Origin of the sequence: Micromonospora echinospora, from assembly GCF_014203425.1 — a bacterium.
GTDB classification, from domain to species: domain Bacteria; phylum Actinomycetota; class Actinomycetes; order Mycobacteriales; family Micromonosporaceae; genus Micromonospora; species Micromonospora echinospora_A.
The window spans coordinates 6031714-6045744 of sequence record NZ_JACHJC010000001.1 but is presented as its reverse complement, the minus strand read 5'-3'; the positions used below and the strand labels follow the sequence as shown (position 1 = coordinate 6045744).

The 14031-nt window shown below is 72.4% G+C and carries 19 protein-coding genes and 1 pseudogene; 8 read left to right on the top strand and 12 right to left on the bottom strand.

Features of this window, described 5'->3' with window-relative positions:
• Window positions 1-27 precede the first annotated feature (27 nt).
• The gene (locus FHU28_RS27090; RefSeq protein WP_184687339.1) at window positions 28-2403 is read left to right on the top strand and encodes an AfsR/SARP family transcriptional regulator; all 2376 of its coding nucleotides are present in this window, start codon (window positions 28-30) and stop codon (window positions 2401-2403) included.
• Window positions 2351-3178: a tetratricopeptide repeat protein gene (locus FHU28_RS27085; RefSeq protein WP_184687337.1), complete on the top strand. Its 828-nt coding sequence runs from the start codon at window positions 2351-2353 to the stop codon at window positions 3176-3178. The genes FHU28_RS27090 and FHU28_RS27085 overlap by 53 nt, the downstream gene beginning before the upstream one ends.
• A gap of 16 nt (window positions 3179-3194) precedes the next feature.
• Here the strand turns inward: FHU28_RS27085 and FHU28_RS27080 are convergent, their stop codons facing one another.
• Together FHU28_RS27080 and FHU28_RS27075 are read right to left on the bottom strand one after the other, a co-directional pair.
• Window positions 3195-4019, bottom strand: a complete 825-nt coding sequence (locus FHU28_RS27080; RefSeq protein WP_184687335.1) for an ABC transporter permease — start codon at window positions 4017-4019, stop codon at window positions 3195-3197.
• Window positions 4016-4972: an ATP-binding cassette domain-containing protein gene (locus FHU28_RS27075; RefSeq protein ID WP_184687333.1), complete on the bottom strand. Its 957-nt coding sequence runs from the start codon at window positions 4970-4972 to the stop codon at window positions 4016-4018. The genes FHU28_RS27080 and FHU28_RS27075 overlap by 4 nt, the downstream gene beginning before the upstream one ends.
• 127 nt (window positions 4973-5099) lie before the next feature.
• Between FHU28_RS27075 and FHU28_RS27070 the strand changes: the two genes are divergently transcribed.
• Entirely contained in the window at window positions 5100-5483 is a 384-nt protein-coding gene (locus FHU28_RS27070; protein WP_043329122.1) for a hypothetical protein, read from the top strand.
• 9 nt (window positions 5484-5492) lie between these two features.
• Here the strand turns inward: FHU28_RS27070 and FHU28_RS27065 are convergent, their stop codons facing one another.
• The gene (locus FHU28_RS27065) at window positions 5493-6014 is read right to left on the bottom strand and encodes an SRPBCC family protein (protein WP_184687331.1); all 522 of its coding nucleotides are present in this window, start codon (window positions 6012-6014) and stop codon (window positions 5493-5495) included.
• Window positions 6015-6017: 3 nt separating this feature from the next.
• Window positions 6018-6326, bottom strand: a complete 309-nt coding sequence (locus FHU28_RS27060; RefSeq protein WP_184687328.1) for an ArsR/SmtB family transcription factor — start codon at window positions 6324-6326, stop codon at window positions 6018-6020.
• A gap of 87 nt (window positions 6327-6413) precedes the next feature.
• Here FHU28_RS27060 and FHU28_RS27055 point away from each other — a divergent pair, with 87 nt between their 5' ends.
• A complete protein-coding gene (locus tag FHU28_RS27055; protein ID WP_184687325.1) occupies window positions 6414-7343 on the top strand; it encodes an LLM class F420-dependent oxidoreductase in 930 nt (309 codons plus the stop codon).
• Window positions 7344-7692: 349 nt separating this feature from the next.
• Here FHU28_RS27055 and FHU28_RS27050 read toward each other — a convergent pair whose 3' ends face one another.
• The gene (locus FHU28_RS27050) at window positions 7693-8064 is read right to left on the bottom strand and encodes a hypothetical protein (RefSeq protein ID WP_184687323.1); all 372 of its coding nucleotides are present in this window, start codon (window positions 8062-8064) and stop codon (window positions 7693-7695) included.
• A 67-nt stretch (window positions 8065-8131) separates the two neighbouring features.
• On the opposite strand from FHU28_RS27050, the gene FHU28_RS27045 reads away from it, so the two are divergent.
• Entirely contained in the window at window positions 8132-9358 is a 1227-nt protein-coding gene (locus FHU28_RS27045) for an FAD-binding protein (protein ID WP_184687320.1), read from the top strand.
• Between the two features lie 2 nt (window positions 9359-9360).
• Here the strand turns inward: FHU28_RS27045 and FHU28_RS27040 are convergent, their stop codons facing one another.
• From FHU28_RS27040 to FHU28_RS27020, 5 genes and pseudogenes are all read right to left on the bottom strand, one after another.
• On the bottom strand, window positions 9361-10500 hold the full coding sequence (locus FHU28_RS27040; RefSeq protein ID WP_184687317.1) for a site-2 protease family protein: 1140 nt from the start codon (window positions 10498-10500) through the stop codon (window positions 9361-9363).
• A gap of 83 nt (window positions 10501-10583) precedes the next feature.
• Complete coding sequence (locus FHU28_RS27035) at window positions 10584-10790, bottom strand: DUF397 domain-containing protein (RefSeq protein ID WP_184687314.1); 207 nt, start codon at window positions 10788-10790, stop codon at window positions 10584-10586.
• A 34-nt stretch (window positions 10791-10824) separates the two neighbouring features.
• A pseudogene (locus tag FHU28_RS27030) lies at window positions 10825-10986 on the bottom strand (Scr1 family TA system antitoxin-like transcriptional regulator); the annotation flags it as partial.
• Window positions 10987-11024: 38 nt separating this feature from the next.
• Window positions 11025-11225, bottom strand: coding sequence for a DUF397 domain-containing protein (locus FHU28_RS27025; protein WP_184687311.1), 201 nt, complete (start codon window positions 11223-11225; stop codon window positions 11025-11027).
• On the bottom strand, window positions 11218-12096 hold the full coding sequence (locus FHU28_RS27020; RefSeq protein WP_184687308.1) for a helix-turn-helix domain-containing protein: 879 nt from the start codon (window positions 12094-12096) through the stop codon (window positions 11218-11220). The genes FHU28_RS27025 and FHU28_RS27020 overlap by 8 nt, the downstream gene beginning before the upstream one ends.
• Window positions 12097-12462: 366 nt before the next feature.
• On the opposite strand from FHU28_RS27020, the gene FHU28_RS27015 reads away from it, so the two are divergent.
• The 3 genes from FHU28_RS27015 (at window position 12463) to FHU28_RS27005 (ending at window position 13243) form a co-directional block, all read left to right on the top strand.
• Window positions 12463-12777: a DivIVA domain-containing protein gene (locus FHU28_RS27015; protein ID WP_184687305.1), complete on the top strand. Its 315-nt coding sequence runs from the start codon at window positions 12463-12465 to the stop codon at window positions 12775-12777.
• Window positions 12778-12788: 11 nt separating this feature from the next.
• Complete coding sequence (locus FHU28_RS27010; protein ID WP_221454573.1) at window positions 12789-13028, top strand: hypothetical protein; 240 nt, start codon at window positions 12789-12791, stop codon at window positions 13026-13028.
• A 62-nt stretch (window positions 13029-13090) separates the two neighbouring features.
• The gene (locus FHU28_RS27005; protein ID WP_184687301.1) at window positions 13091-13243 is read left to right on the top strand and encodes a hypothetical protein; all 153 of its coding nucleotides are present in this window, start codon (window positions 13091-13093) and stop codon (window positions 13241-13243) included.
• Between the two features lie 68 nt (window positions 13244-13311).
• On the opposite strand, the gene FHU28_RS27000 is transcribed toward FHU28_RS27005, so the two are convergent.
• Both FHU28_RS27000 and FHU28_RS26995 read right to left on the bottom strand, forming a co-directional pair.
• Window positions 13312-13731, bottom strand: a complete 420-nt coding sequence (locus FHU28_RS27000; RefSeq protein ID WP_184687299.1) for a PIN domain nuclease — start codon at window positions 13729-13731, stop codon at window positions 13312-13314.
• Window positions 13728-13937, bottom strand: a complete 210-nt coding sequence (locus FHU28_RS26995; protein WP_043329142.1) for a type II toxin-antitoxin system VapB family antitoxin — start codon at window positions 13935-13937, stop codon at window positions 13728-13730. The genes FHU28_RS27000 and FHU28_RS26995 overlap by 4 nt, the downstream gene beginning before the upstream one ends.
• Window positions 13938-14031 lie beyond the last annotated feature (94 nt).

Here is a 14031-nt window from a genome sequence, read left to right as displayed (position 1 = left end):
CGGTTCGACGGCGGATGAGAGAGTGGCATGGTGCGGGTGGGGATCCTCGGGCCGCTTGAGGTCCGCGACGGCGATCGGCCGGTCGACGTCGCCGGGGCGCGGCTGCGGGCGCTGCTGATCCGCCTCGCTCTGGACCCGGGCCGGCCGGTGAGCGTGCCCGCGCTGGCCGAGGCGCTCTGGGGTGACGAGCCGCCGACCGACACCGCGAACGCGGTGCAGACGCTCGTGTCCCGGCTGCGCCGGGCGGTGCCCGGCCTCGGCGTACGCAGCAGCCCGGCCGGTTACCGGCTCGACCTCGACCCGGACGACGTGGACGCCGGGCGGTTCGAGCGGCTGACCCGGCAGGGGCGGACGGCGCTGCGCGACGGCGACGCGGCGACGGCGCGGACGACGTTGCGCGACGCGCTCGCGCTGTGGCGCGGGCCGGCGCTGACCGAGGTCACCGACGCGCCGTACGCGGCGGCAGCGGTGGCGCGGCTGGCGGAGCTGCGGCTCACCGCGCAGGAGGACCGGATCGATGCGGAGCTGCGCACCGGGCGACCGGAGCTGATCGTCGCCGAGCTGGAGGAGCTGACCGCCGCGCACCCGCTGCGGGAGCGGCTGGCCGAGTTGCACCTGCGCACGCTCGCCGCCGTCGGGCGGCCCGCCGAGGCGCTGGCGGCGTACGAGCGGATCCGGCAACGGCTCGCCGACGAACTGGGCGTCGACCCGTCGCCACAGTTGCGGGCCGCGCATCTGGAACTGCTGCGTGGTGAGGCGGCCCCACCGCAGCAGCCGACGGCTGCGGCGCGGCGGGGCAACCTGCGGGCCGCGCTCACCACGTTCGTCGGGCGCGACGAGGACCTGCGCCGGCTCACCGGGCTGCTCGCCGGCAACCGGCTGGTCACCCTGCTCGGGCCGGGCGGGGCAGGCAAGACGCGGCTGGCGAGCGTGGCGGCGGGCCGGCTCGCCGACGGCGTGCCCGGCGGGGCGTGGCTGGTCGAGCTGGCGCCGATCACCGACCCGGCGGACGTGCCCCGGGCCGTGCTCGACACGCTCGGCCGCCGGGACCGGACGCTGGAACCGGTACGCCAGCCGGCCCGCGACACGCTCGGCCGCCTGGTGGAGACGATTGCCGCCGACGAGACGCTGATCGTGCTGGACAACTGCGAACACGTCGTCGAGGCCGCCGCCCGGCTCGCCGAGGAACTGCTCGGCCGCTGCCCGGGACTGCGCGTGCTGGCCACCTCCCGGGAGCCGCTCGGCATCGTCGGTGAGGCGCTGGACCCCGTACCGCCGTTGCGGCTGCCACCGGCGGACGCCACGCCGGACGACGCGCTCGCGTACCCGTCGGTGCAGTTGCTGCGCGACCGGGCCGCAGCAGTGCGGGCCGGGTTCGCGGTGACCGGCGACAACGTGGCGGCCGTGGTGGAGATCTGCCGGCGGCTCGACGGCCTGCCGCTGGCCATCGAACTCGCCGCGGCGCGGCTGCGCACGCTGTCGCCGCAGCAGGTCGCGGCCGGCCTGGACGACCGGTTCCGGCTGCTGACCGGCGGCAGCCGCACCGCGCTGCCCCGGCACCGCACGCTGCGGGCGGTGGTGGACTGGAGCTGGGGGCTGCTCACCGACGACGAGCGGCGGCTCGCCGAACGGCTCGCGGTCTTCCCGGCGTCGGTCACCGCCGACTCGGCCGCCGGCGTCGCCGGCCCGGCCGCCGCCGCGCTGCTCGACGCGCTCGTGGACAAGTCGCTGCTCCAGGTCGTCGGCGACGGGCGGTTCCGGATGCTGGAGACCATCCGGGAGTACGGGCTGGAACGGCTCGCCGCCGCCGGGGCGACGGCCGGGGCGCGCGCCGCGCACGCCGCGTACTTCCGGGAGCTGGTCCGGACCGCGGAGCCGCACCTGCGCACCGCCGGTCAGCTGCCGTGGCTGCGGCTGCTGGAGGCGGAACGGGAGAACGTCGTCGGCGCGCTGCACTACGCCTGCGACGCCAGTGACGCCGACACCGCGCTGCGGATCGGCGCGGGGCTGGCGTTGCCGCTGGTGATCTGGGGCGACGACGGCGGCATCGGCGGTGACGTGCTGGCCCGCGCGCTGGCGCTGCCCGGCCCGGCGCCGGCGGAGGAGCGGGCGGTGGTGCTCGCCATCCGCATCGGCGCGGAGCTGGCACGCGGCGAGCAGGGGCCGACGCCGGAGCAGATCGCCGAGCTGACCACGACCCTGCGGGGCGGCGGAGGGGACCAAACATCCGATCGTGGGGCTGCTCGCACCGATGCTGTCGATCTTCGGCGACGACACGGCGGCCGGGATCGCGGCGATCGACCGGGCGCGCGGGCACCCCGACCCGTGGACCGACGGCACGTTGCTCGGGATGCGCGGCAAGTTCAAGGAGAACGACGGCGACGCCGAGGGCATGCTGCGTGACCTGACCGTCGCCGCCGCGGAGCTGCGCGCGGTCGGCGAGCGGATGAGCTTGTCGCACGTGCTCAGCGAGTACGCGGACGCGCTCACCAAACGCGGCGACTTCGACGCGGCGACCGCGGCGCTGGAGGAGTCGGTGCGGCTGGCCCGGGAACTCAACCCGGCCTCGGAGCCGGGCTTCCAGCTGATCTGGCTCGCCGCCATCCGCGCCCGCTCCGGCGACGTGGCCGGCGCCAAGGCCGAGCTGCGCCGGTTCGTGACCGACCGGGACGGCCGGGACGGCGCGTTCGGGCTGATGATGCTCGGCAGCATCGCCCGCTCCGAGGGCTCGCTGGACGAGGCGCAGGAGTGCCTCGCCGAGGCGATGCGCCGCCAAGCCGAGACGCCGCTTGTCGCCCCGCAGTTCCGCGCCCTGCTGCTGGCCGAGACGGGCCATCTGGCGCTTGCCCGCGGTGACCTGCCGGGTGCGCGCCGCTGCCTCGACGAGGCGACCACCCGCAGCCTTGCCGCCCGGGACATGCCGGTGGTCGCGATCATCACGGTCGGCCGGGTGGCGCTGGCGGAGGCGGAGGGCCGGTACGAGCGGGCGGCCGAACTGCTCGGCGTCTCCGACTCGCTGCGCGGGCGGCCGGACCGCTCCAACCCCGACGCGCAGCGGCTCGCCGAGCGGCTGCGCGCCGAGCTGGGCGAGGACGGATACGCCGCCGCGTACGCCCGGGGTCACGGCCGCAGCCGGGCCGACGCCCTCGCGTTCGTGGGCGGCGACCCGGCCGGGTGATCGTCGTGCGGTCCGGTCAGGCTCGGCGGCGGTAGGCGCGGACGGCGAGCGGCGCGAACACCGCGATGATCGCCACGGTCCAGAGCAGCGACCGGGTCACCGGCCCGGCCACCGGGCCACCGATCATCAGACCCCGCGCCGCCTCCATCACGTCGGCCACCGGGTTGACCCCGACCCACCACTGCAACCAGCCGGGCAGCGTGTCCGTCGGCACCATCATGTTGGTGCCGAAGGTGAGCGGGAACAGCAGCAGGAACGCCGTGCCCTGCACCGCGCCCGGGCTGCGCATCAGCACCCCGAGCAGCACGCCGATCCAGCTGACCGCGAACGCGAACGCGATGGTGAGCAGGCAGGCGGCGAGCGCGGACAGCGGATCGGTGCCGATCCGGAAGCCGAGCGCGTACCCGAACCCCAGCAGCACCACGATGGAGACCACGAACCGGACCAGGTCGCCGACCACCGAGCCGACGAGCGGCGCGGACCGGGCGATGGGCAGGCTGCGGAACCTGTCGAAGACGCCCTTCTCTACGTCGGTGTTGAGGCTGACGCCGGTCGCGATGGACGCGAACAGCACGGTCTGCACCATGATCGCGGGCAGCAGGAACTGCAGGTACTCGTGCTGCGAGCCGGCGACCGCGCCGCCGAGCAGGTAGACGAAGATCAGCACGAAGACGATCGGCTGGAGCGTGACGTCGAGCAGTTGCTCCGGGGTCCGGATCGTCTTGACCAGGCTGCGGCCGGCCAGCGCGAGACTGTGCCGGACCAGCCCGAACGGACGGGCCGCGGTGTGGGTGGCGCCGGTCCGGGACGGCGTCGCCGCCGTACGGGTCGTCGTGGTCATGCCGCCACCTCCGTGGGCTCCTCGGCGCCGTGGCCGGTCAACGTGAAGAACACCTCGTCGAGGCTGGGCAGCCGCAACGCCAGCTCGACCACCCCGATGCCGGCCTCGTCGAGCCGGCGGACCACTGCGGTGAACGTGGCGTCGTCGTCCACCGGCACGGTGAGCACGCCCGGCCGGGGCAGCTCGGGATCGGCCCCGGTGGCGGCGCGCAGGATCTCGGCGACAGCGCCGATCCGGCCCGGATCGGTCGGCCGGACCACGATCGTCTGGCTGCCGGCGATCCGCTTCAGCTCGCCGGGCGTACCGTGCGCGATCACCCGGCCGTGGTCGATCACCGAGATCTCGTCGGCGAGCGCGTCGGCCTCGTCCAGGTACTGCGTGGTCAGCAGCACCGTCGACCCGTCGTCGACAAGTGAGCGGACCACGCCCCACATCTCCTCCCGCTTGGCCGGGTCCAGGCCGGTCGTCGGCTCGTCCAGGTAGATCACCTCCGGCCGGCCGACCAGGCTCGCGGCCAGGTCCAGGCGACGGCGCATACCCCCGGAGTACGTCTTGGTCGGGCGTCCGGCCGCGTCGGTCAGGCCGAACCAGGCGAGCAGCTCCGCCGCCCGCGCCCGGGCCTCCCGACGGCTCAGGTCGAGCAGCCGGCCGATCAGCACCAGGTTCTGGGTACCGGTCAGGTCCTCGTCGACCGAGGCGTACTGGCCGGTCAGCCCGATCAGCCGCCGTACCCGGGCGGCGTCGGTGACCACGTCGTGGCCGCCGACAATGGCGCGCCCCTCGTCCGGGCGCAACAGTGTGGCGAGGATCCGCACCGCTGTGGTCTTGCCGGCACCGTTGGGCCCCAGCACCCCCAGCACGGTCCCCCGGCGTGCGGCGAGGTCGATCCCGGCCAGCGCGGTCGTCGTACCGAACCGCTTGACCAGGCCCTCTGCCTCGAATGCGTAACTCATGACGCCGACGATGACCGGGGCCGCTGGCACCGGGCGCACACGCCGCGCACACCGCCGTGTGCGCGGCGGCGAAATCGAGTACGCGTGCTCATTCGCCCGCCCCGCCGGCCCGGGCAGGATCGAAGGCGTGACAACGAGACGTACGCTGCTCGGCGGTCTGTTCCTGGCGCTGGCCACGGCCGGCGCCTGGGTGGCCTGGCTGAGCTGGGAGTCCGGCTGGACCGTGGACCCGCAGACCGGCGACATGAGCGGGCCGTACGCGGTCTGGCAGGTCGCCGCCGCGGTGCTGACCCTGGGCGCGCTGGCCGCCGTCGCCGGCTGGTGGCTGAACATCTGGCTGGTGGCAACAGTGATGACAGTGGCGTTCACCGTGCCGTGGGCGGTGCACGCCGCCTCGACCGACGACACCGGCCTGTGGGCGGTCGGGGCGGCGCTGGTGGCCATCGGCACCACCATCGGGACGACGCTTGTCGGCGGGGCCGCCGGCTGGCTGCGCCGCCGGACCGGGTGAGGGCAGGCGTCAGTCGCGGTCCAGGCGTTCGGCGTACGCGTCGCGTAGCTCCGCCCAGCCGAAGTCCTTCGCCTCCGCGCCCCGGATCGGGCCGACCGGGTCGCCGTCGAGCAGACGCGCGGCGACGTCGAGGCAGAGGTGCCAGCCGGCGGCCGTCATCGCGGCGAGGTCGGGACCGCCGACCCGGTGGCGCAGCGTGAGCGTGGTGCCGTCGCCGTTCGCCGTCAGCTCCCAGCGGAGCCTGTCGTCGCCCCAGGTGTACTCCAGCAGGTGCGGCCGGTCCGCGCGCAGCACCCGGGCCGGCGCCGGGTAGCTCTGGTCGCCGTCGACGGTGCTGAGCACGGCGTCACCGGTACGGCCCAGGTCGCGGTCGGTCAGGAACGGCGCCCACCCGGCGAGCTGATCCGGGTCGGTGAGCGCGGTCCACACCTTCTCCGGCGGGTGCCGCAGCTCGCGGACGAACACCAGTTCGTTCTCGGGTGTCAGCTCCACCCGGGCGAGCGGGCCGGGACGGAACGTGTCGCGGTCCATCTGTCACTCCTGACTGTCGAGGTGGCGTTCCAGGGCGTCGAGGTGCGCGGTCCACATCGACCGGTACGGCCCGAGCCAGTCGTCGACTGCCCGTAGCGGCGTGATGTCGACCCGGTAGATCCGCCGCTGCGCCGCAGTACGGCAGGTGACCAGGCCGGCGTCGCGGAGCACGCGCAGGTGCTTGGAGACGGCCGGCTGGCTCATGCCCAGCGCGTCCACCAGCTCGCCGACGCTGCTCTCCGCCCGGCGCAGCCGGTCCAGGATGCGGCGCCGGGAGGGCTCGGCCAGCACGGCGAAGGCGTCGACTGTCACAGCTTCAATATGCCTCATCGGTTATATGTCTGGCAAGGAATGGTAGGTCGCGCTGCCTCGCGCCGGCCGGCTCCATATGCTCGGGGCATGGAACTGCGGATCTTCACCGAACCCCAGCAGGGCGCCACCTACGACCTGCTCCTCGCGGTGGCCCGGCGCGCGGAGGAGACCGGCTTCGCCGCGTTCTTCCGCTCCGACCACTACCTGAAGATGGGCTCGGTGAGCGGTGACCCCGGCCCGACCGACGCCTGGACCACGCTCGCCGGGCTGGCCCGCGACACCACCCGGATCCGGCTCGGCACGCTGATGACCGCCGCCACGTTCCGGCTACCAGGTCCGCTGGCGATCACCGTGGCGCAGGTCGACCAGATGAGCGGCGGCCGGGTCGAGCTGGGCATCGGCACCGCCTGGTACGCCGAGGAGCACGCCGCGTACGGCATCCCGTTCCCGCCGCTGGGGGAGCGGTTCGACCGGCTGGAGGAACAGCTCGCGGTGATCACCGGGCTCTGGTCCACCCCGGCGGGCTCCACGTTCGACTTCCCCGGCACGTACTACCCGGTCAGCGACTCGCCCGCGCTGCCCAAGCCGGTGCAGCGCCCCCGCCCGCCGATCCTGCTCGGCGGCATGGGACCGAAGCGCACGCCCCGCCTGGCCGCCCGCTACGCCGACGAGTTCAACCTGCCGTTCGCCTCGGTCGAGGACACCGTGGCGCAGTTCCAGCGCGTGCGCGACGCCTGCGCCGAGATCGACCGCGACCCGTCCACGATGGCCTGGTCCAACGCGCTCGTGCTCTGCTGCGGCCGCAACGAGGCCGAGGTGAAGCGCCGCGCCGAGGTGATCGGCCGCGACCCGGACGAGCTGCGCGCCAACGGCGCCGCCGGCACACCCGCCGAAGTGGTCGAGACGCTCGGCCGGTACGCCGAGACCGGCAGCTCCCGGGCCTACCTCCAGGTGCTCGACCTGACCGACCTGGACCACCTGGAGCTGGTAGCCGCCGAGGTGATGCCCCACGTCTGACCCGCCCGGGGCGCGCCGCCCGTCCCGCCTCCCGCCTCCCGCCTCCCGTCGAGATCTTGGTACCAAACGGCCCCCATAGGGGCCCTTTCTTACCAAGATCTCCATCGGTCCCACCTCGCGAAACGACAATCTCACGTTACGGGAGGCGCTCCCGCACCACCCCCACAAGCCCCGCGATCTTGCAGTTGCGGCCCTTTCGGTGCCGGATTTACGGCTCTTGTCGGGGCAGTAACTGCATGATCAACGGTGTGGGCGCCCCCCCCAGATCGTGGAGCCGAGCCTCGCGCGCGCGACAATCCGGGCGTCGGAACTCCAAGATCGTCGCCGAGTCGCGCGAGCGCCGGGCGCGTCAGCGTGGGGTTGCGCGGCGGACGGTGTCGAGGCGGCCGTCGCGGTCGATGTCCAGGTACGTCACGTCGGGCACGCCGTCGCCGTCCAGGTCGACCTGCACGACGTCGGCCACACCGTCGCCGTCCAGGTCCGTCACCACCTCGACGGAGCCGTCCAGGTGCCGGGTCACGATCGACCGGCCCGACGCCTGACGCGGCGGCGGCCCCGGGTGGGGCACCGGGGCGGGCTCGGGCTCCGGCGTGGGCCCCGGAACCGGGGCGGTCGCGGGAGGCGTGGTGCCGGTGAGGTCGGGGTCCACGCCGGTCGGGTCGATCTCCTCCTCCGACGGGTACACGTCGCCGCGGAGGCTCGGGTCGCGGTAGCTGCTCATCTCGCCAGGATTCCCGCCGAGTGGCCGGGGCAACCCTGCCGGCGCATGATGGCGGATGATGCAGCGCATGACGGACACCAACTGGGCCGGAAACGTCAGCTGGTCGGCGCGTACCCGATCGCGGCCGACCTCGACCGACGAGCTGCGGCGGCTGGTCGCGGAGGCCGACCTGGTCCGGGCCGTCGGCACCGGCCACTCGTTCAACCGGCTCGGCGACACCACAGGCACCCAGATCGCGCTGGACGGCCTGCCGCCCACCGTCGCGCTCGACCCGGACCGCGGCGCCGTCACGGTCGCGGCCGGCGTCCGCTACGGCGATCTCGCCACCGCGATCCAGGCTCAGGGGTACGCGCTGGCGAACCTCGCGTCGCTGCCGCACATCTCGGTGGCCGGCTCGGTCGCCACCGCCACCCACGGTTCCGGCGCGCGGAACCGCAACCTCGCCGCCGCCGTCGCCGGGCTGGAACTGGTCACCGCCGACGGCGACCTGATCACCGTCGACCGCAGCGATCCGCGGTTCGCCGGGCTGGTGGTCAACCTGGGCGCGCTGGGCGTGGTCACCCGGCTCACGCTCGACGTGGTGCCCACGTACGCGGTGCGCCAGCACGTCCGTCTCGGCCTGCCCCGCGCCGCGCTGGACGAGGCGCTCGACGCCGCGTACAGCGTCAGCGTCTTCACCTCGTGGCGCTCGGAGCGCTTGGACCAGGTGTGGGTGAAGCAGTACGCCGATCAGGCCCCGCCGCCCGCCGACTGGCTGGACACGGTGGCCGCCGACTCGCCCCGGCACCCGGTGCCCGGCATGTCACCGGAGCACTGCACCGCGCAGCTCGGCGAGCCGGGGCCGTGGCACGAGCGGCTGCCGCACTTCCGGCTCGGCTTCACCCCGAGCAGCGGCGACGAACTGCAGTCCGAGTGGCACGTCGCCCGCGGCGACGCGACGGCGGCGCTCGCCGCGCTCGACCCGATCGCCGAGCGGATCGCCGCCGTGCTCCAGATCTGCGAGCTGCGGACGATCGCCGCCGACGAGCTGTGGTTGAGCCCGAACTTCCGGCGCGACTCGCTGGCGCTGCACTTCACCTGGATCGGCGACCCGGTGGCCGTCGCGCCGGTGCTGGCCGAGGTGGAGGAGCGGCTCGCCCCGTTCGCGCCGCGCCCGCACTGGGGCAAGCTGTTCGAGCGCGATCCCGCCGCCGCGTACCCCCGACATGAGGACTTTGCCACGCTGCTGCGCGAGTTCGACCCGAAGGGGAAGTTCCGCACCGCCGAGATGGACCGCTACTTCCCCCGGGACTGACCTCAGCGCCCGGCCGGCGTCTGCTGGCGCAGACTGCCGCGCTGGACCGCCCGGCTGATGTCACTGGGCGAGACGATGCCGACCAACTGGTCGTCGATCACCACGAGTGCCCGGCCGTCGGTGCACTCGTTGAGGCGGGGCAGCAGGTCGGTGAGCTGCTCGTCCGGGCGGGCGAGAACCAGTTCGTCGGCCCGGCAGGACACCTCGGCCAGCGTGGTCGAGGCGCGGCGATCCGCCGCGATGCCGCGTACCCGAGCGAGCGTGACCAGACCGACCGGCCTGCCGTCGACGGTGAGCGGCAGCGCCGAGTGCCGGTACGCGAAAAGGTAGTGGTCGACGAAGTCGGCCACCGTGAGGTCGCCGGACGCGGTCTGCGGCTGCGGCGTCATGACGTCGCCCACCCGGATGCCGCGCAGCGCGTCGCCCATCCGGGCGGCGCGTTCCTCCTGGCCGGCGGCGCCGAGCAGGAACCAGCCGATCAGCGCCAGCCAGAGCCCGCCGAACCCGGCGCCGGTCAGGAACCGCCACAGGCCGAGCCCGATCAGCACGACGCCGAGCACCCAGCCCGCGCGGGCCGCCACCACCGACGCCTTCGTCCGGTCGCCGGTGAACTTCCAGACCGCCGCGCGCAGCAGCCGCCCGCCGTCCAGCGGGGCGGCGGGCAGCACGTTGAAGATCGCCAGCAGCACGTTGATGCCCGCCAGCCAGGCCAGCGCGCCGAGCAGCAGCCCGTGCCCACCCGCTGCGGCGACGGCCACCGCGATCGCCGCGAAGAACACGCCGAGGACCAGGCTGACCAGCGGCCCGACCCCGGCGATCCGAAGCTCGGCGCCCGGGTCCTTCGCCTCGCCCTTCAGCTCGGCGACGCCGCCGAACAGCCAGAGCGTGATCCCCTCGACCTCGATGCCGTTGCGCTTGGCGACGACCGCGTGCGCCACCTCGTGGGCGAGCAGGCCGACAAAGAAGACCACAGCGGCGGCCAGACCGGCCGCGAAGTAGGCGACGGGGGAGTGACCGGGGTACGAGGCGGGGAACAGGCTCGCCGACAGCGCCCACGCGATCAGCACGAAGATGACCAGGACACTCCAGTTGACGCCGACCGGTACGCCGGCGATCCGACCCAGACGGAAACTCGCCCTCATGTTCCCGTCATACCCGGCACACCCACCCGCACACCAGGGCCGGGTGGCATCTCACAGGGCACCAGGGCGAAGCCGTCAGGACGTCAGCGGCGGAACGACCGCTGTTTGACGCTCGCGACGAAGGTCGACCAGGCTGCCTGGTCGAAGGCGAGGGCCGGGCCGGTGGGGTCCTTGCTGTCGCGGAGTCCGACCACGCCGGGCAGGTTGTCGGCGACCTCAACGCAGTCGCCGGAGCCGTTGCTGCGGGTGCTCTTGCGCCAGGTCACCGTCGCCTGGTTGGCCTCTTCCACCCGCGCCGTCCTCTCATAGCTCGTCGATCGCCCCCAGGGTGAGGCTACCCGCGCGGGTCTCGACGTAGACGACCCCCGGATCGGCCGGCTCGGGGAAGGTCAGCACGCTTAAGGCGCTGCCCATCGACCCGTACTCGTCCGCGCCGAAGGTCAGGATCTGGATGGTGCGGCCGGGCCGGTCCGCATCGTCCGGCAGCACGTCGTCGTACGCCTGCCACCAGCCGAGACGGCCGGTCAGTGGCCCAGCGTCTCGTTCTTGACGGCCCGGATGAAGGCGGTCCAACTGCTAGGCGGGAAGGCGAGGGCCGGGCCGGCGGGGTCCTTGCTGTCACGTAGCCCCACGACGCCGGGCAGGCCGTCGGCGACCTCGACACAGTTGCCACCGTTGTTGCTGCGACTCGACTTGCGCCAGACGGCACCGGTCAGGTCAGGCACGGGAGTACTCCTCTGCGACTTGCTGGATCAGATTCTTCGATCGGGGCTCGGTGAGGGCGCGGCTCGTCATGTCGGCCCAGATGGTGTCGTAGGCGGCGATTTCGTGCGGCTTGTCGAGGTAGATGGCGCCGGTCGCTGCCTCCAGGTAAGCCACCGGTGGTTCCACCTCCTTGCCATTGCTGTCCTTCGGGAAGTCCAAGATCGAGAAGGCTCCCGCCATGGCCCCGGCATGGAGCCCGGCGGAAAATTCCACAACTTGGATGGTTACGTTGGGTAGCTCTGCTGCCTTCAGGATCTGGTGGAGCTGTTCGGCCATGATCGTGGCGCTGCCGACTCGTCGAAGCAATACGGCCTCGTTGATTATCACGCTGAGTTGCGGCGCGGAGAACCGGGTAAGGAGCGCCTGCCGTTCGACGCGTAGTTGGATCGCCCGCTGCCGCTCGCTGCTGTCCTTCGCGTCGATCGAGCCGCCAGGCGTTCGGAACACCTCCTCGGCGTAGGCGCGTGTTTGGAGCAGACCGGGAACCAGTTCGGCTTCGTACTGCCGGATGTTGGATGCGGCAGCTTCAAGCCCGATGTAGAGCTGGAACCAGCGCGGTAGGCCCGAGCCGACGTAGTCGTGCCACCAGTTCTTGTTCTCTCTGGTGGCTGCCGTCAGGGCAAGCAGCAGCTCACGATCGTCGGTGGATGCCCCATATAGGTCGAGCATCTGTTGTACGTCTGCCTGCCGGAAGCGGACGTGCTCGGCACCGTTCTCGATCCGATGCAGCGTCGCCCGTGCTCGGTCCAGACGTTCCGCAGCCTGCTCCATCGTCAGTCCTGCGGACTTGCGCAGTGACTCGAACTTGCGGCCGATCTGCCGTCGCAACATCGTCGAGCCAGTGACTCCTTGTGACACGCGCTGCCTCCGACTGCGGTTGTTCCTCAACTAGCGGACGTCCAATTGAAGCGCCGTGTTGTCTCACAATCAATAGACACGTCACAGCGAGTACTTCTCTTCGGCCAGGTCGCTATCGTCGAGCTGCTATTGCAATGTTGCAATTGAATTGGTCCAGTGCTTCACTGCCTCTGCGACCACTGTGGAGTTCTCGCTGTTCAGTGGCCATGTGAGCCCTGCTGACGTACTGCTGGTCGAAGGCTGCGGTGGCAGGTGCCGGGGTGGGTCCGCCGGTGCGGGGCGGGCCGGTGGGCCCGCCCTTCCACGGTTCGATCTCGACGGTGAGAGGCAGGTCCTGTCATGCGCGTCTTCCTCCGGCGTGTCCGGCGTCGCCGGCGGTCGGTCCTCGGATCGACCTGCTACCGCTCGTCCGCCTACCAGCCCCTGCGCCCCTGGCAGGTCCGTGAGCGGAGCTTCCGGACGACCCAGCTGGGCCGGCGGGGGCTCGACCCGCAGGAGGTGCGGGAGTTCCTCGACCGCGTCGCCGGTGACCTGGCCGCCGTCTACGACGCGCTGGCGCAGAGCCGCCGGGAGACCGACCGGATCAAGAACGCGCTGCGCCGCTGGCAGTCGGAGCAGGCCCGGGCACGCAACGAACGGGGGTACGACAGGTGACCGAGCGCTGGATGATCCACCTGCCGGTCGTCGTCAACGACCTGCTCTCGGCTCAGCGGCTGGCCCGGGTGGTGGCGCACTGGACGCACGTCCTGCCACAGACCGAGCCCGGCGGCACCACTGTCTCGGCGGAGGACGACCAGAACGTTCGCCACTGGGTGTTCTGCGACCGCTTACTGCCCGGTGGACAGCGGTGTCTGCTCCGGCCCGGACACGACGGTGAGTGCTCCCGGCGGTTCCGGCCGCGATGAGCACCCGACGGACCAGGGGCGGACGCGCTCGTGCCGTACCGGAAGCGGAGTATGCACGAGCCGTGGCCGATAACGTCGGTTACGCGGTGACCGACGAGGACGTCGAGCGGGCCCGCCGGAGGCTGGCACAACAGCCGCCGATCACCGACGAGCAGCACGACCGGAACATGGAGTGGTTGCGCCAGTTCGGGGGCGACGGGGCGGCCGGCGCGTGAACGGGCTCGTCCCGGACACCGCGGCGCTGCTCGCGGCGGCGCTACCCGACCTCGAGGGCCGTAGCCGGTCAGTCGGCCTTTCCGGCCGGGACGACCCACGTCGTCGGCTGCCCGGTGATGGCGGTGATCAGGTCGAAGTCGCCGTCGTAGTGCAGGACTGTTGCGCCATGCCGTTCGGCGGTGGCGGCGATCAGCAGATCGGCCATCGAGAGCGCCCGGTGGTTGCCCTTGTGCAGCGCCTGCACCTGCACGTCGATGGCTCGATCCCAGATGTCGTCCGGCATGGCGAGCCAGTCGAAGCCGCGAAGCAGCCATCGGGCGCGTTGCGCGTCCTTGGCCGAGCGGGCGCTGTGCACCACCTCGATCTCGACCGCCCCGCAGACCGCCAGTAGACCGCGCTCGGACAACTCGTCCAGGACGGGTGCCACGGCGGGCTTCGGCCATCTGGCCAGCGCAGACTTGTCGAGTAGGTAGCGCTCCTGCGTCATGCCGCTTCGGGCTTCGACGCCTGCTGCGGGTCGGTGAGGTCCGGCAGGCCGCCGCTCTTAAGCCAGTCGGCGAACTCCCGGCGCTTCTCCCGGTTGACCACTTCCTGCAGCGCGGCGTTGACAGTGGCCTTCTTGGTGCCCGTGCCGAGGATCTCGGCGGCCTCGGCCAGGAGGTCGTCGTCGACGTCAAGGATGGTTCGGGACACTCTGCGCCTCCTCGTCCGGCCAGTCGAACGAGTCGATGATATCAAGTTCGGCAGATCTTGATATCTATACGAGCGCGGGATGGTTCCCGGTGGG